Here is a 20,320-nt window from a genome sequence, read left to right on the forward strand (position 1 = left end):
CCTAACGCCGATGCGCTATGTCGCCTCCTTTTCGGGGCGTCGCTCCCATTCCCCATCGCTGGACAGTGCCGACGCGCATCTGCGTGTCGGTTTGTAACCGGTCATGTCGTGAAGGCGGCAGGACCAAAACGTGGAGAATGGCATGGATCGCGCTCAAAAGACCGAGCTCGTCGCCGAACTGCACCAGAATTTTGCCGAAGTCGGCGTGGTGGTCGTCACCCGCAACCTCGGCATGACGGTGGCGCAGTCGACCAAGCTGCGTAACGCAATGCGTGATGCAGGGGCGACCTACAAGGTCTCGAAGAACAAGCTTGCCAAGATCGCGCTGGACGGCACCGACTATCTCTCGCTGGGCGACATGCTCACCGGGCCGGTCGGTCTCGCCTCCTCCATCGACCCCGTCGCGGCTGCCAAGGTAGCCGTCGATTTCGCGAAGACGAACGACAAGTTCGAAATCGTGGGTGGGGCTATGGGCGCGACCGTCCTCGACGTAGACGGTGTGAAGGCCCTCGCGACGATGCCGTCGCTGGATGAACTGCGCGCAAAGATCGTCGGCCTGCTGGTTGCACCCGCAACCAAGGTCGCGACCATCGCACAGGCTCCGGCAGCGCAGCTCGCCCGGGTTCTCATGGCGTATGCCGAGAAGGACAAGGCGGACGCCTGATAGGCGCTTCGAGATTTCAAACCGAACCTAAAATTGGAGACTACACATGGCAGACCTTAACGCGCTGGTTGACCAGCTTTCGGCCCTCACCGTCCTCGAGGCGGCTGACCTTTCGAAGCTTCTCGAAGAGAAGTGGGGCGTCTCGGCCGCTGCAGCCGTTGCAGCAGCTCCCGCAGCAGGCGGCGGCGCCGCTGCACCGGCTGCTGAAGAGCAGACCGAATTCGACGTCATCCTGACCGGCGACGGCGGCAAGAAGATCAACGTCATCAAGGAAGTCCGCGCGATCACCTCGCTCGGCCTGACCGAAGCCAAGGCGCTGGTCGAATCGGCTCCGAAGGCGATCAAGGAAGGCGTTTCGAAGGACGAAGCCGAGAAGATCAAGAAGCAGCTGGAAGACGCTGGCGCGACCGTCGAGGTCAAGTGAGCTGAAGCTGGGAGACGCTTTAGCGCAAGCTAAAGCGCACCCCAGCGAAGCCGGCCGGCGGCCCTCCGGGCCGTCCGACGACAGGGGCTTTGCCCATGTCAGGCTGATCTTAAAAAAGGGGCGGCACCGCACGGTGTCGCCCCTTTTTACTTCGAACCGCTTACCGGGCAGAGCGTTGCCGCCCCACCCAGCGCGTTCACGCCGGCACGGCCGCCCCGGCGACAATCCCTTCCGCAGTCCGTGGCGCGTCCTCGACCAACGCCCGTCCACGCCGCTCGGCAATCGCCTGCGCCGCCCGCAGCTGCACCGCGGCAGCCGCCGTGACCATCACCGGCACCACCACGGCATCGAGCAACAGCACCGGCCACAGCACCGCATCCGGCTGCCCCGCAGCGAAGATGTTCAGGCGGCCGTGAATCTGGCTGAACGGTATCCGGATCAGCAATCCGAGCAGCAGCGCCCAGAAATACCACAGGCCGGTCACGCGTGCCGATTGCAGCGGCGCATAACCGTTCGTTCCGAGCGCCGCGCTGACGAACCACATCCACAGCAACGGTTCGATCAACAGTTGCGTCAACCCGCCCGCCGTGCGCAGCGCCATCACCTCACCGGCGCTGCCCAGCCCGAACAGCTTCAGGATCGGCTCGGCATAGATCACGATCGCGGTCGGCACGAACTGGAACAGGATCACCCAGGCATAACGCTGCATGGCCAGGCGCGACGGGCGTAGCGCTGCGGCCACGTCATTGAGCGCCAGGTATCGAATCGTGAAGAACGCGACGCTCCACACCATCAGCATCTTCGGCCAGCCGAGCGCCATCCGGATCGGCTGCAATTGCGCCGCGTGGCGCACCGCCGCATCGGCGGAGAAAAAACCGATCCGCACCTCGATGATATGCTGCACGAATTCGATCGCGATCATCATGGCCAGCAACCACGGCATTGCCCGCGCGACGCGCCCGACATCGACGAACGCCCCGCCCAAGGACGCAAAAAACCGCTTCGTCATGTCTCATCCCCCTCTTCAAAGGCGAGCAGGTCGCCCGGTTGGCATTCCAGCACGCGGCAAATCGCCTCGAGCGTCGAAAATCGAATGGCGCGCGCCTTGCCGGTCTTCAGGATCGACAGATTGACCGGACTGAGATCGACCGCCGCCGCCAGCTCGGTCAGCGTCATGCGGCGCGCATGGAGCAGCGCATCGAGCGAGACCACGATCGCCATCGTCAGACCGTCATCGCCAGATCGTCGCGCATTTCCGCCCCGCGCCGGAACACGCGCGCCAGCACAAACAGCATCAGCGCGGCGATCCACCCGCCGAACGAGGGCGACCAGGTAACGAACTCGACGTGCAGCGCCGCAAACCACAGCGAAAAGCCGCCCAGCCCCAGGTCGAGCAGCTGCAGTGCCAGCATCGCCCAGCCGATCGTCTCCAACCGCTGCGCATTGACGAGGGTAAAGGGATCGCCGTCGCGTACCGTCGCGACCAGCGCCAGCAGGCGTGTAAAGATCAGGTGCAGCGCGGCTCCCGCCGGGAGGCCCGCAGCGAGCAGCAGGCGCATCGCCAGCACGACCGTCTCGACCGCGAGCCCGCTGCCATATTTGGCGATCAGCCGCGCTTCCAGCGGGGCGGCAAAGGCGAAGGACAACAGGATCGCGAGCGCGAACGCCGCCATCGTCGCCAGGTTCGCAACTCGGAAAAGGCGCAGCGCCCCCGCCGTCAGACGCAAAACACGGTCATCCACCACACGCCATCTCCATATCGTTTATCGATATTCAACATATCGATAAACGTAAAGAGGCTTTAGCGCGTCACCGCCGCGGTATAGGTCAGCGCACCGACCGTGTCGTACATTCGGGCGGCCCCATCGAGCCGGAACGGCTGCAGCTTAGTATCGCCGCCACGATCGATTCCGATGACGTACGATCGCGCCGTCTGCCCCTGCCCGCCCGCGCCCGCATCGTCCCAATCGTACAGCACGTTGACCGTCAGCACCGGCACGAACAGCGTGCGATCGCCCACCGTCATCACCTGGAGCGAATCCTTCGGATGCAGCGCCATGCCGCCGAGATCGACCGTCGTGCCGGGCGGCAAATCGAAGGGCGCGGTCGCTGGTTGTGTGATCGGCATCTGGAACAGCGCGGCGATCTGCGCATCCTGCGCCGGCCCCGCGCTCATCAGCCGCACGTCGAGCCGGATATTGGTCGCGGCTGCCGCCCCCACATTCTCGATCACGATCGTGTATTCCACCGCCGCGCTCAGCAAATTGGTGCCAGCGCGCTTCACGACGATGCCGAGGTCGAGCGCAGCCCGCTGCCCATCGATCGCCGCCGCAGGCACCACCGGTGGAGCGGGCGGCGGCGGGGCGGGCGGCGGCGGAGCCGCAGTAACCGGAGCAGGCGCGGGTGCGGGTGCGGGTGCCGGAGCAGGTACGGGCGCGGGCGCCGGGGCGGGCGCCGTGGGCACCGGCACTTCGGCGGACACTTCCGGCGTATCGAACACGAAAATTTCGTGACGGCGATCATCGCGTTGCTCGGCATCGTCGCGCAAACCGCGCCTGCGCCACCACCAGCCGAACCCGCTTGCTGCGGCCACTGCCGCGAGCGCGCCGAGCGTGAGCCACATCCACGGATCGGCCATAAAGCCGGAATTGGGTCGCGGCGTGTCGCTCGGCAGCGGCAGGGCGGACGCCTCGGGCAGCGGCGACGCCTCGGGCAACGGCGACGCCTCGGCGACCGGCGGCAACGGGACAGGCGTCTCGATCGCGGGTGCAGGTGTCGCAAGCGGCGTCGGGGTCGCGACCGGTGCAGGCGACGGCCGCAGGCTGGGGGTCGGGGTCGGCGTCACGACAGGGCGCGGCGCGGCGGCGGGCGTTCGCGCCGGAGCAGGTGTCGCGCTTGCCCGCGGCGTCGGCGTGGCGCGCACCGTAGGGACGATCCGCGGCGGTGCTACCGCGCTCGGCGAGGCGCTGGGCGACGCGGTCGGTCGCGGGTTGGTGGTCGGCTCGGGCGTCGGCGAAACGCGTGGCGTCGGGCGCGTACCCGGCAGACTGAAATCGTCGAGACCGGGCAAGGTGCCGGGGGCCGGGCTGTTCTGCGCGAAGGCGGCGGCAGGCAGCAGGAACGCCGCAGCGATAAAGGGCAAGGTGGTTTTCACCCGCGCGGCCATAGCGAAGAATCGCGTCTTGCCAAAGCGATCCTGGGACGGGCCGCGACCAAGCGGCGCGCCCGTCGGTTGGCGCGTCAGCTCGCCTGCATCGCCTGACTAAAGGTCAGCGTGATAAACTCGGCGGGGTGGATCATCTGCAGCGCGACCGTGACGACCATATAACCGTCGAGCACGTTCTGGGCGTTCATCGTCGTGCCGAGCCCGCACTGAACGGAAAAAGCGTCGGTCGCGGTCGCGCCCATCAACCCGCCCTGCCGCCATAGCCCGGTCAGGAACGTTGAAACGGAGGCAATGACCGTCTCCCATGTCCCAGCGTCATTGGCCGCGAAAACATATTGCTGCAGCGCCGCCTTAATTGACTGCTCGATATAGATCAGCGTGCGGCGGACCTGGACATAGCGATAGTCGTCGCTGTTTCCATCGAGCGTTCGCGCGCCCCACGGCACGGTGCCGCGCGTGGGGAACGTTCGCACGAGATTGATCGCCATGCCATTCACCGGCACGTTGAACCCGCCCTGGTCGGCGTCGCCAAGCGGGCAAAGCGGTGCCGCCACGTGCGCCAGGGTGATATTCGCGGGCGCGCTCCACACCCCGCTTTGCATGTCGCTGCGCGTCCAAACGCCCGCCATCGCGCCGCTTGCAGGCTGGACGTTCAGATAGTCTGCGACGAGATGGTCGATCTCGACGTAAATCGGCAGCGCACTGGTCAGCAGATCGTCGAGCCGCTGCTGCCATGCCGCCAACCCGGCTGCTCCCGGGGTAACCGGCGCGGGATAGGCGGTGGCATCGCCCGACAGGGCCGGCGTGTTGGTCGTAACCCCCGTGAGCGGGAAAGCGGCGGCGATGGCGGATTGGACCGTGGCGAGGTTGGGTCCGCTGAACAGTTGCACCGCTTGCGCCGTCAGGATTGCATTGATCGTACGATTGTCACCCCCGGCCAGCACCGGAAACCGGACGTCGCGTGGTTGCAGCACCGTCGTCGCGAGCGCAGGGGCATAGACGGCACCGTAGGACAGATGATCCGCTTGCGGCGCGATCGCGGACCACAGATTTTGCTGCGCGAGCGTGAGCGCGGCAAGGTTCGTCGCTTCGAGGCAGCCGGGCAAATCGAGGATCGCAACGCGGTCCTGCAGGCGTCCGGCCTGATCGAGCATCGCGCACGCCACGTTCGCATAGTCCGCTTGCGGCAATTGGCACGCTTCAGGCACGACCAACATCGTGGGACCCACGATCTGTCCAACGGCCTCGATCGCAGCGAGCAAGTCGCTGGCGGTAACGGTCGCGCCCGGGATGGCATGGCTGCCCGCCGACATCACCCAACACGCGCCGCCGCCATTGGCGAAAAACAGCTCCATCTGTTGGTGCAGGCAGAAACGATCCGGGCCTGTTGGCGGGGCGGCAAGCGTAAGATCGAAGCCGCTGCTGATGACGGTCCCGTCTGCTATCGTGATATTGGCAATGAAGGCGGGGTTTGCCGACAGCGTCTGCCTGATGACGAAGCTGGATGCTGCCGCACCGCCGAAAGCGGCCTGATAGTCGAGCAGCGAGCTGATCGGGATTGGCGCAGTGACCGGACGCCCGCTGACCGGATCGTGCGCCGTCTCGGTATAGCCGATAAAGGCGGGCACTGCGGTTTCGACCCCCACCACGCCGGACCCGAACGCGTTGACTTCCCGAAGATAGACGCCCGGAGTGCTGTACGTCATCGATCGTCTCCGCCGTTCTGTACGCACAGCGTAATGAAACGTGCGTCGGCTGACCACGCGAAAAGGCCCGCCCCCCTTGCAGGAGACGGGCCTTTCAAAACGCGCCGGATCAGGCGTGCTGCGGCGTGCCGTACAGGCGTGCCTCGATGTCTTCGTGCATCGACGGGCGATTGTTTTCGATCCCGCCGAAGCCGCCATCCTCCTGCGTCAGGCCGATCGCGAACGAGGCATAGGTGCGGCCTTCGCTACCATCGGCCAGGCGATAGCGGGCGTCGGCGACCACGACGGGGTTGAACATCGCCGCCAGATCGCGCTTTGGCAAAGCGAGCGTCGCGTCGATGCGCGTGCCCTCGCCTGCATCGATGTCGACATGCTCGGTGCCCGCATCATCGCCATGCTCCAGCAGCAAGCGCTCGAACTCTTCGGCATTTGCGGGTTCCGCGGCGAACAGGAAGGTCGAGATCCGCACGTCCTCTGCGATTACCGACCCGGCATTGCCGACGGTCAGCTCGATCTCGACCAACGCCTCGTCCGAGGTAGTGCCGGCACGCACCGGACGCATCGCGAATTCGAGCCACGGACGATCCGCTACCGGTGCATGACCGTCGGTCAGCGCCGCGACATCGGCATCGTCGGCTGCGACGACCTTGGTTTCCTCGGCGGGCACGGGTGCCGGGGCAGCCACCGGATCGGCCACCGCCGTCGGACGGACGAGCTGCGGCTCGCTCACGGCGACCATTGGGGCCACCATCACCGGCTCGGGCATGGCGCGCGGCACGACCTCGGCGACCGGTTCATACACCGGCTCCTCATAGGCGACGGCATCGTCCGCGCGGCGGCGGCGGCCCGCCAGCAACGCGATCAGGCCAAGCAAGACGACCCCTGCCCCGACGATCCACGGCCAGATCGCGCCCTGACCCTGCGAGGTTGTCGGGGTGCCGGTCTGCGTTGCAGCGGTGTCGGTCGCCGCCTCGGTCACTGGCGCGACCGGCGCAGTTGCTTCGGCGGGTTGAGTCGGAGATGCGCTCGATGGAGCAGGCGTTTCGACCGGCGGCGTTGCGGCGACAGGCGCAGCAGCAGAGCGGATCGGCGCGGGCTCGGACGTCGTGGCACGCGCCGTGCGCGTCGTCGTGCGACGAACCGGACCGGCAGGCTCCGCTGCCGCCTCCGCAACACTCGGCTCCGACGTGGACGGCGCGGCCCGGGAATAATCCGGCACGGCTTGTACCACCGGGGCGGATGGCGCGAAGACGGGCGCGGCGGGCGCCGCAGGCGTTGCTGGCGCGGCTTGTTCGACCGGCGCGGGCGGTGGAGTGGTCTGGGTCTGAACCTCCTGTGCGAATGCCGGCGTTGCCAACATCAGGGTGGGAAGGAGCGCGATCATGACGCGCGGCGAGCGGTTGGATCGTTTTTTCATAACGGGGTATCAATGAAGGGAACCGGGGATTCGACCCGCCGGACGCTCAGAATTGCGACCAGCCGAGATTGCGCGACGGCCAGTCGAGCGATCGGCCAGCCGCAGCGGTTCGATTGACAGCATCCAACACGACTCTTATATGGCGTGCTTCACAACAGTCTTCGGGAAATGATGTGCCGTCGCGCAGCACGTCGATCGTATTGGAGGCTGGGGTTTCGAAGACGCCAAAAGCTGCTGTCGTTTCGCTGATGCGAAGGACGAGCGGCTTTTTGCGTCTTTGCGTTGCGTGCCCGCCCGGGCGTCTCCGGGCACGACGACAGCGCCCGGGCGTCTCCGGGCACGACTTATTGGCTTGAGGGCATAATCTCCATGGCAACCAAAGCGATCGACGGCAGCACCCCCACGCGGCGCGCCGGCAGCGGCACCGCAAAGCGGCGCATCCGCAAGGTGTTCGGCAACATCCACGAAGTCGTGCAGATGCCGAACCTGATCGAGGTTCAGCGCGAATCCTACGAACAGTTCCTGCGCTCGGACCCGTCGATCGGTTATGTCTCCGGCCTTGAGAAGACGCTGCGCTCGGTTTTCCCGATCCGCGATTTCGCCGGCACGGCCGAGCTCGACTTCGTGCATTACGAACTCGAACCGCCAAAGTTCGACACCGACGAATGCCGTCAGCGCGGCATCACCTATGCGGCGCCGATGCGCGTCACGTTGCGCCTGATCGTGTTCGAGGTGGACGCCGACACGGATTCGCGCTCGGTTCTCGATATCAAGGAGCAGGACGTCTACATGGGCGACATGCCCCTGATGACGGGCAACGGCACCTTCATCATCAACGGCACCGAACGCGTCATTGTCAGCCAGATGCACCGTTCGCCGGGCGTGCTGTTCGATCACGATCGCGGCAAGACCCACTCGTCGGGCAAGTATCTCTTCGCCGCGCGCGTCATTCCGTATCGCGGTTCGTGGCTCGATTTCGAATTCGACGCCAAGGACATCGTCAACGTCCGCATCGACCGTAAGCGCAAGCTGCCGGTGACGGCGCTGCTCTACGCGCTCGGCATGACCGGCGAGGAAATCCTCAACCACTTCTACAACCGCGTCACCTTCGTGCGCGGCCAGGGTGGCTGGATCATCCCGTTCCAGGCCGAAAACTGGCGTGGCCAGAAGCCGATGTACGACATCATCGACGCCAAGACCGGCGAGATCGTGTTCGCCGCCGGCCAAAAGATCAGCCCACGCGCCGCCAACAAGTCGGCTAAGGACGGTCTCACCGACCTGCTGATCCCGACCGAGGAAATCTTCGGCCGCTACAGCGCCTATGACCTGATCAACGAGACGACGGGCGAGATCTACATCGAGGCGGGCGACGAAGTGTCGGCCGAGAATCTCGAAAAGCTCGATAAGGCCGGCATCGACCGGATCGAACTGCTCGATATCGATCACGTCGCCACCGGCGCGTGGATCCGCAACACGCTGAAGGTCGACAAGGCAGAGGAGCGCGAGCAGGCGCTGTCCGACATCTACCGTGTGATGCGCCCCGGCGAACCGCCGACGCTGGAAACGGCCGAGGCACTGTTCTCGGGTCTGTTCTTCGATCCCGATCGCTACGACCTGTCGGCGGTCGGCCGCGTGAAGCTCAACATGCGCCTTGACCTCGACGCCGAGGACACGGTCACGACGCTGCGCACCGAGGACATCCTCGCCGTCATCAAGACGCTGGTCGATCTGAAGGACGGCAAGGGCGAAATCGACGATATCGACAACCTCGGTAACCGTCGTGTCCGCTCGGTCGGCGAATTGCTGGAAAACCAGTATCGCGTCGGTCTGCTCCGCATGGAGCGCGCCGTGAAGGAGCGCATGTCGTCGGTCGACGTGTCGACGGTCATGCCGAACGACCTGATCAACGCAAAGCCTGCGGTCGCCGCGGTGCGCGAATTCTTCGGATCGTCGCAGCTGTCGCAGTTCATGGATCAGACCAACCCGCTTTCCGAAGTGACGCACAAGCGTCGCGTCTCGGCGCTCGGGCCGGGCGGTCTGACGCGTGAGCGCGCTGGCTTCGAAGTCCGCGACGTTCACCCGACGCATTACGGCCGCATCTGCCCGATCGAAACGCCGGAAGGCCCGAACATCGGTCTGATCAACAGCCTCGCGTCGTTCAGCCGCGTCAACAAGTACGGCTTCATCGAAACGCCGTACCGCAAGATCATCGACGGCAAGGTGACCAACGAGGTCGTCTATCTCTCCGCAATGGAAGAGGCCAAGCACACGATCGCGCAGGCCAACGCCGAACTCGACAGCGAGAACCGCTTCGTCGAGGAACTCGTCTCGGCCCGTCAGGCCGGCGAATTCCTGATGGCGATCCCCAGCAACATTACGTTGATGGACGTCAGCCCGAAGCAGCTCGTCTCGGTCGCGGCATCGCTCATTCCGTTCCTGGAAAACGATGACGCGAACCGCGCACTGATGGGCTCGAACATGCAGCGTCAGGCCGTGCCGCTGGTCCAGGCCGAGGCGCCGTTCGTCGGCACCGGCATGGAAGAGACCGTGGCGCGCGATTCGGGTGCTGCGATCTCGGCCAAGCGCGCCGGTATCGTCGATCAGGTCGATGCCTCGCGTATCGTCATCCGCGCAACGGGTGATGTCGAAGCCGGCCAGTCGGGCGTCGACATCTACACGCTGATGAAGTTCCAGCGTTCGAACCAGAACACCTGCATCAACCAGCGTCCGCTGGTGAAGGTGGGCGACGTGATCCAGGCTGGCGACGTGCTGGCCGACGGTCCGTCGACCGAGTTCGGCGAGCTGGCGCTGGGCCGCAACGCGCTCGTCGCGTTCATGCCCTGGAACGGCTACAACTATGAGGACTCGATCCTCATTTCCGAGCGTATCGTGAAGGACGACGTCTTCACCTCGATCCACATCGAGGAATTCGAAGTCATGGCGCGCGACACCAAGCTCGGGCCGGAGGACATCACGCGCGACATCCCGAACGTCGGTGAGGAAGCGCTGCGCAACCTCGACGAAGCGGGCATCGTGTACATCGGTGCCGAGGTGGAGCCGGGCGACATTCTCGCCGGCAAGATCACGCCGAAGGGCGAAAGCCCGATGACGCCGGAAGAAAAGCTGCTCCGCGCCATCTTCGGTGAAAAGGCGTCGGACGTGCGCGATACCTCGCTCCGCCTGCCCCCGGGCGTTGCCGGTACGGTCGTCGAAGTGCGCGTGTTCAACCGCCACGGCATCGACAAGGACGAGCGCGCGATGGCGATCGAGCGCGAGGAAATCGAGCGCCTGAAGAAGGACAGCGACGACGAGCGCGGCATTCTGAACCGTGCGACCTGGTCGCGCCTGAAGGAAATGCTGCTCGGCCAGACCGCGACTGCCGTGCCGAAGAACGGCCCGAAGAAGGGCGTCGTGATCGACGAGGACGTGCTCGACAGCGTCGATCGTCACGAATGGTGGAAGTTCGCCGTCGCCGACGACAAGGTCCAGAGCGATCTGGAAGCGGTCAAGGCGCAGTATGACGATGCCGCCAAGCTGATCCTCGACAAGTTCCACGACCGTCGCGACAAACTCGAGCGTGGCGACGAACTGCCGCCGGGCGTGCTCAAGATGGTCAAGGTCTTCGTCGCGGTGAAGCGCAAGCTGCAGCCGGGCGACAAGATGGCTGGCCGTCACGGCAACAAGGGCGTCATCTCGCGCATCCTGCCGGCCGAGGACATGCCGTTCCTCGCCGACGGTACGCCGGTCGATCTGGTGCTCAACCCGCTGGGCGTGCCGAGCCGCATGAACGTCGGGCAGATCTTCGAAACGCATCTCGGCTGGGCTGCCCGTAACCTCGGTCAGCAAGTTCATCGTGCGCTCGAGGATTGGCGCGAAGCCAACCCCGATGCGACCGCGGGCGAAATGCCCGACGCGGTGAAGCAGCGCCTGCTCGAAGTCTATGGTGAGCATTATGCCGCCGACATCGAGGCACGCGATGCCGAGCAGATCATCGAGCTCGCGGAAAACCTGAAGACCGGCGTGCCGATGGGCACCCCCGTGTTCGACGGTGCGCGCGAGAGCGACGTATCGGCGATGCTGGAGCTGGCGGGTCTCGATCCGTCGGGTCAGTCAGAACTGTTCGACGGTCGTACCGGCGACAAGTTCGACCGCAAGGTCACCGTGGGCATCATCTACATGCTCAAGCTGCACCATCTGGTCGACGACAAGATCCACGCCCGGTCGATCGGGCCGTACTCGCTCGTCACGCAGCAGCCGCTGGGTGGTAAGGCGCAGTTCGGTGGTCAGCGCTTCGGTGAAATGGAGGTCTGGGCGCTCCAGGCTTATGGTGCTGCATACACCTTGCAGGAAATGCTGACGGTGAAGTCCGATGACGTGGTCGGCCGCACCAAGGTCTATGAGGCGATCGTCAAGGGTGACGACACGTTCGAGGCCGGCATTCCGGAGAGCTTCAACGTGCTCGTCAAGGAAATGCGCTCGCTGGGTCTGAACGTCGAGCTCAACACCACCGAGCTGTTCGACACCGACGGCGTCGCGATCGCGGCGGAGTGATTGCAGAACATCCGTTCGTCCTGAGTAGCCGCTGAGCGTGTCGAAGCGGCGTATCGAAGGACAAGGCGCGTAAGGTCCTTCGATACGGGCCTTCGACAAGCTCAGTCCCTACTCAGGACGAACGGGAATTTTTTCCAAGCCAAAGGCTAGGAGCTTAGAAATGAACGAACTGACCAACTTCGCGAACCCGGTCGTCAAGGCCGAGACTTTCGACCAGATCCAAATCGGCATCGCCAGCCCGGACAAGATCCGGTCATGGTCGTTCGGCGAGATCAAGAAGCCCGAAACCATCAACTATCGCACGTTCAAGCCCGAGCGTGACGGCCTGTTCTGCGCGCGCATCTTCGGTCCGATCAAGGATTACGAATGCCTGTGCGGCAAGTACAAGCGCATGAAGTATAAGGGCATCGTCTGCGAGAAGTGCGGCGTCGAAGTCACCGTCTCGAAGGTCCGGCGCGAGCGCATGGGCCATATCGAGCTCGCCGCCCCGGTCGCGCACATCTGGTTCCTGAAGTCGCTTCCCTCGCGCATCGGCCTGTTGCTCGACATGCAGCTCAAGCAGCTTGAGCGCGTGCTGTATTTCGAAGCGTACATCGTGATCGAGCCGGGCATCACCCCGCTCGAAAAGTATCAGCTGATGACCGAGGACGAACTCCTCGACGCGCAGGACGAATATGGCGAAGACGCCTTCTCGGCCGGCATCGGCGCGGAAGCCGTGCGCATCATGCTGCAGGACCTCGATCTTGAAGGCGAGCGCAAGGAACTGCTCGAAGAGCTCGCCGTCACCAAGTCGGAGCTGAAGCCCAAGAAGATCATCAAGCGCCTCAAGGTTGTCGAGAGCTTCATCGAATCGGGCAACAAGCCCGAGTGGATGATCCTCGAAGTCGTGCCGGTCATCCCGCCCGAACTACGTCCGCTGGTGCCGCTCGACGGTGGCCGCTTCGCGACCTCGGATCTGAACGACCTGTACCGCCGCGTGATCAACCGTAACAACCGCCTCAAGCGCCTCATGGAGCTGCGCGCGCCGGACATCATCGTCCGCAACGAAAAGCGCATGTTGCAGGAAGCCGTCGACGCGCTGTTCGACAACGGTCGCCGCGGTCGTACCATCACGGGCGCCAACAAGCGTCCGCTCAAGTCGCTGTCCGACATGCTCAAGGGCAAGCAGGGCCGCTTCCGTCAGAACCTGCTCGGCAAGCGCGTCGACTATTCGGGCCGTTCGGTCATCGTGACCGGTCCCGAGCTCAAGCTGCACCAGTGCGGTCTGCCGAAGAAGATGGCGCTCGAGCTGTTCAAGCCGTTCATCTACGCCCGTCTCGACGCCAAGGGTCTGTCGATGACCCTGAAGCAGGCGAAGAAGTGGGTCGAGAAGGAGCGCAAGGAAGTCTGGGACATCCTGGACGAGGTGATCCGCGAGCATCCCGTGATGCTCAACCGTGCACCGACGCTTCACCGTCTCGGCATCCAGGCGTTCGAGCCGGTGCTGATCGAAGGCAAGGCGATCCAGCTGCACCCGCTCGTCTGCTCGGCTTTCAACGCCGACTTCGACGGTGACCAGATGGCCGTCCACGTGCCGCTTTCGCTGGAAGCCCAGCTCGAAGCGCGCGTGCTGATGATGTCGACCAACAACATCCTGTCGCCCGCCAACGGCAAGCCGATCATCGTGCCGTCGCAGGACATGGTGCTGGGTCTGTATTATCTGTCGATGCTCAAGGAAGGCGAGCCCGGCGAAGGCATGATGATCTCCGACATGCAGGAGGTGCATCAGGCATTGGAAGCCGGCGCGGTCACGCTGCACACCAAGATCATCAGCCGCGTTCCGCAAACCGATGAGCAGGGCAATCAGTATCTCAAGCGCTATGAGACCACCCCTGGTCGCATGTTGCTGGGCGAATGCCTGCCGCAATCGTCGAAGGTGCCGTTCGACACCGTCAACCGCCTCCTCACCAAGAAGGACGTGGGCGACGTGATCGACGAGGTCTATCGTCACACCGGCCAGAAAGAGACCGTGCTGTTCGCCGACGCGATCATGGCGCTCGGTTTCCGTCACGCGTTCAAGGCGGGCATCTCGTTCGGCAAGGACGACATGATCATCCCCGACGCCAAGGTCGGTCTGGTCGACGAGACCAAGGCCCTGGTGAAGGACTTCGAGCAGCAATATCAGGACGGTCTGATCACGCAGCAGGAGAAGTACAACAAGGTGATCGACGCCTGGAGCCGTTGCGGTGACCAGGTGGCGAACGCCATGATGGACGAGATCAAGGCGGTTAAGCGCTACGAAGACGGCCCCGACAAGGGCCGCGAGAAGCCGATCAACTCGATCTACATGATGGCCCACTCCGGTGCCCGCGGTTCGCAGGCGCAGATCAAGCAGCTTGCCGGCATGCGCGGCCTGATGGCCAAGCCGTCGGGCGAGATCATCGAAACGCCGATCATCTCGAACTTCAAGGAAGGTCTGACCGTCCTTGAGTATTTCAACTCCACCCACGGTGCCCGTAAGGGTCTCGCGGATACGGCGTTGAAGACGGCGAACTCGGGCTATCTCACCCGTCGTCTGGTCGACGTGTCGCAGGATTGCGTCATCATCGAAGAGGATTGCGGCACGACCCGTGCGCTCGAAATGCGCGCGATCGTCCAGGGTGGTTCGACCATCGCTTCGCTCGGCGAGCGTATCCTGGGCCGCACCACGGCTGAGGATATTATCGACAGCAAGACCGGCGAGGTCGTCATCCCGTCGGGCACGCTGCTCGACGAGCCGATGGTCGCGAAGATCGAAGCGATCGGTACGCAGAGCTGCAAGATCCGTTCGCCGCTGGTCTGCGAAACCAAGATCGGCGTGTGCGGCAAGTGCTACGGGCGCGATCTCGCCCGCGGTACTCCGGTCAACATCGGTGAAGCGGTCGGCGTCATCGCCGCCCAGTCGATCGGTGAGCCGGGCACGCAGCTGACGATGCGTACCTTCCACATCGGTGGTGCGGCACAGCTCAACGAGCAGTCGAACCTCGAAGCCGTTGCCGACGGCACGATGGAATATCGCGATCTGCGCACGATCACCGATCAGCGCGGCCGTCGCGTCGTTCTGTCGCGTTCGGGCGAAATCGCGATCGTCGACATGGACGGCCGCGAGCGCGCGGTGCATCGCATCCCGTACGGCGCATATGTGCTGTTCGACGATGGGCACATCGTGTCGAAGGGCGATCGTCTGGCCGAGTGGGACCCGTTCACCATGCCGGTGATCACGGAAAATCCCGGTGTCGTGAAGTATGTCGATCTGATCGAGGGCAAGACACTCACTGAACAGGCCGACGAAGCGACCGGCATCTCGCAGCGCGTCGTGATCGAATATCGCGCCAGCGGCAAGGCGAAGGAAGATCTTCGCCCGCGCCTCACCCTCACCGGCGAAAGCGCCGAGGAGGCTGGCCGTTACATGCTCGTGCCGGGCGCAACGCTCTCGGTCGAGGACGGTGCGACGGTTCAGGGCGGCGACGTTCTCGCCCGTGTCAGCCGCGAGTCTGCCAAGACCCGCGACATCACCGGCGGTCTGCCGCGCGTTGCCGAGCTGTTCGAAGCGCGTATCCCGAAGGAAGCGGCGATCATCGCCAAGGTTTCGGGCCGCGTCGTGTTCGGCAAGGATTACAAGGCGAAGCGCAAGATCGGCATTCAGCCCGAGGATGGCGGCGATATCGTCGAATATCTGGTGCCGAAGTCGAAGGTCATCGACGTGCAGGAAGGCGATTACGTCAAGCGCGGCGACAACCTCATCGGCGGTTCCCCTGATCCGCACGACATTCTGGAAACCATGGGTGTGGAGCCGCTGGCCGAATATCTCGTCTCGGAAATCCAGGAAGTCTATCGACTGCAGGGCGTGAAGATCAACGACAAGCACATCGAAACGATCGTTCGTCAGATGCTGCAGAAGGTCGAGATCACCGACGGCGGCGACACCACGCTGCTGAAGGGCGAGCAGGTCGATCGCGACGAGATGGACGAAACCAATGCCAAGATCGGCAAGAAGGATCGTCCGGCACAGGGCAAGCCCGTCCTGCTCGGCATCACCAAGGCGTCGCTGCAAACCCGCAGCTTCATCTCGGCGGCGTCGTTCCAGGAGACCACCCGCGTCCTCACCGAAGCATCGGTGCAGGGCAAGAAGGACACGCTCACCGGTCTCAAGGAGAACGTGATCGTGGGTCGCCTGATCCCGGCGGGCACGGGTGCTGGCATGAACCGCCTGCGCGTCACCGCTTCGTCGCGCGATGCGGCGATGCGCGTGTCGCAACGCCGGATGGCCGAAGCGTCGATCATCGCGCCGAACTCGGCCAAGGAAGAGCATGACGCCGAACTGGCGCGGTCGGCACGCGATGCCGGCGGCACCGGCGACGACGCGCTCGCCGCGGTCGTCACCAGCGGTCACGGCACCGATGCTGACGCGGGCGATTACCTGAACCAAGAGTAATCCTCCCGGTTCGGGCACCCGCCTGAGCTAAGATCCAACGAAGCCGCCGTCCGGACCTCCGGGCGGCGGTTTTGCTTTGTAAGCTTTGATTGCTGGCCGGTTGATCCGCGCCGCAGGCGTTTGCAAAGACGGTTCGATCCCGCACCATTGCAGGCGAGTTTCGAACCATGATGAAACGCTTTCTGGCCGCAACGCTGCTCGCGGCCGCCCCGTCGCTGGCCCAGGCCCAGACGCCGCCGTCCCCGCCGCAGCCCGCCCCGGCCAGGCCGCCCGTCCTCGCCCTCCCGCTCAGCTTCACGCCGCCGGGATGGAACCTGACGCTCGGCGCCGCCGCGATCACCAGCCCGGCGTGGCAGGGCTCGCGCGATCAGGCGCTGTCGCTCTTCCCCAACATCCGCCTGGCCTATAGCGACGTCCTGTTCGTCTCGGTCTCCGAAGGCGTGGGCTGGGCCGCGCTTCGCAAGGATGGCTGGCGCGCCGGGCCGCTGATCAAGCCGCGCTTTGGCCGCAACGAATCGAACGGCGGCTCGCCCTTCCTGATCGCAGGCGGCAGCACCGCGCTGGTCGGCATGGGCAATGTGAAGTTTGCGGGCGAAGCTGGCGGCTTCGTCGAAAAGCAGTTCGGCCCGCGCCGCGCTTGGCGGGCACGCGGCGAGCTGCGCCAGGGCTTCGGCGGGCACAGGGGCCTCGTAGCCGACGCCTCGCTCGCCTATCGCACGCCGATCGGCCGCGCCATCGCGACCGTCGGCCCGAATGTCACCGCCGGTGGCAGCCAGTTCGTCCAGACCTATTACGGCGTCGACGCCCGCCAGTCCCAGCGCACCGGCCTCGCGCGCTACGACGCCAAGGGCGGCATCGTGTCCTATGGTCTGGGGGCCTCGCTGCTGCGCCCGCTCGACCGCCGCAGCGCGATCACGCTGTTCACCAACCTCGACCGCCTCTCCGGCCCCGCCGCCCACTCCCCCTTGGTCCGCGAACGCGGGCGGCGGACACAATTCACGCTGGGCATCGGCTACGGGCGACGCTTCAAGCTGTGAGCCACGCGCGCTTCCCGGGGCGATCGCGTCGGTACCCGACTTGTCTTGCACGCCATTGATCGTAAGCTGAAGCCGCTGACCAAAGGGGATTTTGATGCGCCTTGCCTTGTTGCTGACCGCTGCCGCATTGCTGCCCACGCCCGCACTGGCGCAGCAGGTCGATACCCGCACGATCGGAGCCGCAACGCTGGAGAACGTTCCGCCAATCGCGCCCGAATTGGCGACTGCGGTCGCCCGCTATCAACAAAGCCGGTCGGCATCGGTTGCCGACTGGGCCGAGGATGGCAGCCTGCTCATCTCCACCCGCTTCGGCGCGACCGCACAAATCCACCGCGTGCGCGCGCCGGGGGGCGATCGAACCCAGATCACCTTCGCGGCCGAACCGGTTGCCGGCGCACGGTCCATTCCCGGCACGGACCGGATCCTGTTCACGCGCGATACCGGGGGCGACGAATGGTTTCAGATCTACACGCTCGGCCGTGACGGTACGCCGGTCCAGCTGACCGAGCCGGGCACGCGGAATCAGGGCGTCGTGATCGCCGATGACGGCAAGCGCATCTTCTGGTCGCAAGCGATCAAGGGATCGGGCGATTACAGCATCTGGACCGCCAACCCGCTCGATCCGGCCAGCCGCAAGCTGCTCTATCAAGGCAAGGGCGCGATCGGCCCCGATGACATCTCGCCCGACGGCAAGACATTGCTGCTCTCGCTCGGCGTCTCGAACCGCGAGGACCGCTTGTTCACGCTCGATATCGCGTCGGGCACGGTGACCGAGATCGCCAAGGGCGCGCCGGCCGTGTTCTCCAACGCCACATTTACGCGTGGCGGGCGCTCAATCCTCGCGATCAGCGACCGCGGCAGCGACGTGCGCCGGATCGTCGAGATCGATCTCGCAAGCGGCGCGATCACGCCGATCGCCCCGCCTGCAAAATGGGACGTCGAGAGTTTCGATCTGAGCGACGACGGCCGCATCCTGGCGTGGACGATCAACGAAGACGGCTATTCGACCGTCGGCATTCGTGACCTGGTGACGCGGCGGGCCTTGCCGCAACCAACCCCGCCCAAGGGCGTCATCGGCGGCCTCAAACTCTCGCGCGACGGCAAGCGGCTGGCGATCGGCGTATCTTCGGCGATGGGGCCGGGCGACATTTACGGCTGGGACGTGGACTCGGGCAAGCTCACGCGCTGGACCGAATCTGAAATCGGCCCGATCGACCGCGCTACCCTGCCGGAACCCAAACTGGTTCGCTTTACCAGCTTCGACAAGCTCTCGGTCCCCGCCTTCGTCTATCGCCCCAAGTCTGCCGCGCCGGGTAAAAAGACCCCGGTGCTGATCTCGATCCACGGCGGCCCGGAAGCGCAGGCGCGGCCCGGCTGGTCGGCGACTATCGCCAGCTTCGTCGACACGCTCGGCGCGACGGTGATCGTCCCCAATGTACGCGGATCGGACGGCTATGGCCGCAAATATCTCGACATGGACAATGCCGCCAAGCGCGAAGACAGTGTCAAGGACATCGGCGCCCTGCTGGACTGGATCGCGACCCAGCCCGATCTCGATGCAAGCCGCGTCGCGGTGATCGGCGGATCGTATGGCGGCTACATGTCGCTGGCGGTGATGACCAAATACAGTGCGAAGCTGGCCGGGGGAGTCGATCTGTTCGGGATCGGCGACTGGACCACGTTCCTGCAGAACACCGAGGCGTATCGCCGCGACAATCGCCGCGCCGAATATGGCGACGAACGCGATCCCGAAATGGCGAAGGTGTTCGCGCGGATTTCCCCGCGCGCCAATGTCGCGGGCATCACGAAGCCGATGCTGATCGAACAGGGCCATAACGACCCGCGTGTGCCGCAATCCGAAAGCGAGCAGATGGTCGCCGCAATCCGCGCCCGTGGCGTACCCGTGTCCTATCTCCTGTTCGCCGACGAGGGGCATGGCTGGCGCAAGAAGCCCAACCAGGATTTGAGCTTGCAAGTCGAGATGGCGTTTCTGCGCCGCGTGCTGGCCACCGAGCCCGGCAAGCCGTGATACGCGGGCGGCGAGGCGTCCTAAGTCCATAGCGCTGCCCTATCGGCGGCGCGCACTTCGCTATATGTGCAGCGATATAGCTATGGACACGCCAGCATGAACCGCCGGATTATCGTTGCGCTGATCGGTGCTGTGCTGTCTGGCGTCGCATCGCCCAGCGCCGCGGAACCGCGCCCTGCTCCCCTCACCGTCTTCGCCGCAGCATCGCTGTCGGACGCGCTGCAAGCCGTTGGCAAGGCCTACACCGCCCGCACGGGCGCGACGGTGCGCTTTTCCTTCGCCGCGTCCAACTTGCTCGCGCGGCAAATCGAGGCAGGCGCGCGGGCGGATCTGTTCGTCTCGGCCGATCGGCAATGGATGGACCATGTCGCCCGCGCAGGCTTCCTAATACCCGGCAGCCGCCGCGACCTGCTGCGCGGTCGCCTCGCCCTGATCGCGCCCGCTGACAGCCGCATCCGCCTGAGCATCGCCCCCAATTTCCCGCTCGCCCGCGCGCTCGGACCAAGCGAACGCCTTGCCATGGGCGACCCGGCCTATGTCCCCGCCGGCCTCTACGCCAAGGCCGCGCTCACCAGGCTCGGCGTGTGGCAGAGCGTGCAGGGACGACTCGCCAGCGCCGACAACGTCCGCGTCGCCCTGTCCTATGTCGCCCGCCACGCCGCCCCGCTCGGCATAGTCTACGAAACCGACGCGCGCGCCGAACGCGGCGTAAAGATCATCGGCATTTTCCCGGAGGCCAGCCACCCGCCGATCACCTACCCCGCCGCAATCGTACGCGGTGCGTCGTCCGGCGCGCGCAGCTTCGCGACGTATCTGAACGGCCCCGAGGCCAAGGCGATCTTCCGCCGCTTTGGCTTCCGGACCTTCTGATCC

At 64.9% G+C, this 20,320-nt stretch carries 13 protein-coding genes; 7 read left to right on the forward strand and 6 right to left on the reverse strand.

All coding sequences use genetic code 11. The annotated features are described in order from the left end of the window. The first annotated feature begins 142 nt into the window (after positions 1-142). On the forward strand, positions 143-664 hold the full coding sequence (gene rplJ / locus AB5I39_RS03590) for a 50S ribosomal protein L10 (protein WP_404371259.1): 522 nt from the start codon (positions 143-145) through the stop codon (positions 662-664). Between the two features lie 46 nt (positions 665-710). After that, positions 711-1,088 carry a 50S ribosomal protein L7/L12 gene (gene rplL / locus AB5I39_RS03595; RefSeq protein ID WP_404371262.1) on the forward strand — a complete coding sequence of 126 codons (378 nt, stop codon included), beginning with the start codon at positions 711-713 and terminating at the stop codon, positions 1,086-1,088. Between the two features lie 196 nt (positions 1,089-1,284). Here the strand turns inward: rplL and AB5I39_RS03600 are convergent, their stop codons facing one another. The 6 genes from AB5I39_RS03600 to AB5I39_RS03625 all read right to left on the reverse strand — a co-directional run bounded on the left by AB5I39_RS03600 (position 1,285) and on the right by AB5I39_RS03625 (position 7,320). Next, positions 1,285-2,097 (reverse strand): hypothetical protein, encoded by an 813-nt coding sequence (locus AB5I39_RS03600; RefSeq protein WP_404371264.1) that lies wholly within the window; start codon positions 2,095-2,097, stop codon positions 1,285-1,287. Beyond that, positions 2,094-2,309 (reverse strand): helix-turn-helix domain-containing protein, encoded by a 216-nt coding sequence (locus tag AB5I39_RS03605; RefSeq protein WP_404371267.1) that lies wholly within the window; start codon positions 2,307-2,309, stop codon positions 2,094-2,096. The genes AB5I39_RS03600 and AB5I39_RS03605 overlap by 4 nt, the downstream gene beginning before the upstream one ends. 2 nt (positions 2,310-2,311) lie before the next feature. Next, positions 2,312-2,830, reverse strand: coding sequence for a DUF2975 domain-containing protein (locus tag AB5I39_RS03610; RefSeq protein WP_404371269.1), 519 nt, complete (start codon positions 2,828-2,830; stop codon positions 2,312-2,314). Positions 2,831-2,889: 59 nt separating this feature from the next. After that, a complete protein-coding gene (locus tag AB5I39_RS03615) occupies positions 2,890-4,242 on the reverse strand; it encodes a hypothetical protein (RefSeq protein WP_404371272.1) in 1,353 nt (450 codons plus the stop codon). An 86-nt stretch (positions 4,243-4,328) separates the two neighbouring features. Beyond that, on the reverse strand, positions 4,329-5,960 hold the full coding sequence (locus tag AB5I39_RS03620) for a phage tail sheath family protein (protein ID WP_404371274.1): 1,632 nt from the start codon (positions 5,958-5,960) through the stop codon (positions 4,329-4,331). A 109-nt stretch (positions 5,961-6,069) separates the two neighbouring features. Then, positions 6,070-7,320, reverse strand: coding sequence for a hypothetical protein (locus tag AB5I39_RS03625; protein WP_404371277.1), 1,251 nt, complete (start codon positions 7,318-7,320; stop codon positions 6,070-6,072). A 426-nt stretch (positions 7,321-7,746) separates the two neighbouring features. Here AB5I39_RS03625 and rpoB point away from each other — a divergent pair, with 426 nt between their 5' ends. The 5 genes from rpoB to modA all read left to right on the forward strand — a co-directional run bounded on the left by rpoB (position 7,747) and on the right by modA (position 20,317). Next, positions 7,747-11,928 (forward strand): DNA-directed RNA polymerase subunit beta, encoded by a 4,182-nt coding sequence (gene rpoB / locus AB5I39_RS03630; RefSeq protein ID WP_404371280.1) that lies wholly within the window; start codon positions 7,747-7,749, stop codon positions 11,926-11,928. A 160-nt stretch (positions 11,929-12,088) separates the two neighbouring features. Next, positions 12,089-16,381 carry a DNA-directed RNA polymerase subunit beta' gene (rpoC, locus tag AB5I39_RS03635; RefSeq protein WP_404371283.1) on the forward strand — a complete coding sequence of 1,431 codons (4,293 nt, stop codon included), beginning with the start codon at positions 12,089-12,091 and terminating at the stop codon, positions 16,379-16,381. A 167-nt stretch (positions 16,382-16,548) separates the two neighbouring features. Next, positions 16,549-17,418 carry a MipA/OmpV family protein gene (locus tag AB5I39_RS03640; RefSeq protein ID WP_404371285.1) on the forward strand — a complete coding sequence of 290 codons (870 nt, stop codon included), beginning with the start codon at positions 16,549-16,551 and terminating at the stop codon, positions 17,416-17,418. 94 nt (positions 17,419-17,512) lie between these two features. Then, positions 17,513-19,447 (forward strand): S9 family peptidase, encoded by a 1,935-nt coding sequence (locus tag AB5I39_RS03645; protein ID WP_404371288.1) that lies wholly within the window; start codon positions 17,513-17,515, stop codon positions 19,445-19,447. Positions 19,448-19,543: 96 nt separating this feature from the next. Further along, entirely contained in the window at positions 19,544-20,317 is a 774-nt protein-coding gene (modA, locus tag AB5I39_RS03650) for a molybdate ABC transporter substrate-binding protein (RefSeq protein WP_404371291.1), read from the forward strand. Positions 20,318-20,320 lie beyond the last annotated feature (3 nt).

Origin of the sequence: Sphingomonas sp. MMS24-J45 (genome assembly GCF_044881195.1) — a bacterium.
In the GTDB taxonomy this organism is placed as follows: Bacteria; Pseudomonadota; Alphaproteobacteria; order Sphingomonadales; family Sphingomonadaceae; genus Sphingomonas.

Coding starts and splice junctions, on each gene's coding strand:
- rplJ (WP_404371259.1), top strand. CDS start 143: ATGGATCGCGCTCAAAAGACCGAGCTCGTCGCCGAACTGCACCAGAAT.
- AB5I39_RS03605 (WP_404371267.1), bottom strand. CDS start 2,309: ATGGCGATCGTGGTCTCGCTCGATGCGCTGCTCCATGCGCGCCGCATG.
- modA (WP_404371291.1), top strand. CDS start 19,544: ATGAACCGCCGGATTATCGTTGCGCTGATCGGTGCTGTGCTGTCTGGC.
- rplL (WP_404371262.1), top strand. CDS start 711: ATGGCAGACCTTAACGCGCTGGTTGACCAGCTTTCGGCCCTCACCGTC.
- AB5I39_RS03625 (WP_404371277.1), bottom strand. CDS start 7,320: ATGTTGGCAACGCCGGCATTCGCACAGGAGGTTCAGACCCAGACCACT.
- AB5I39_RS03645 (WP_404371288.1), top strand. CDS start 17,513: ATGCGCCTTGCCTTGTTGCTGACCGCTGCCGCATTGCTGCCCACGCCC.
- AB5I39_RS03640 (WP_404371285.1), top strand. CDS start 16,549: ATGATGAAACGCTTTCTGGCCGCAACGCTGCTCGCGGCCGCCCCGTCG.
- AB5I39_RS03600 (WP_404371264.1), bottom strand. CDS start 2,097: ATGACGAAGCGGTTTTTTGCGTCCTTGGGCGGGGCGTTCGTCGATGTC.
- AB5I39_RS03620 (WP_404371274.1), bottom strand. CDS start 5,960: ATGACGTACAGCACTCCGGGCGTCTATCTTCGGGAAGTCAACGCGTTC.
- rpoC (WP_404371283.1), top strand. CDS start 12,089: ATGAACGAACTGACCAACTTCGCGAACCCGGTCGTCAAGGCCGAGACT.
- rpoB (WP_404371280.1), top strand. CDS start 7,747: ATGGCAACCAAAGCGATCGACGGCAGCACCCCCACGCGGCGCGCCGGC.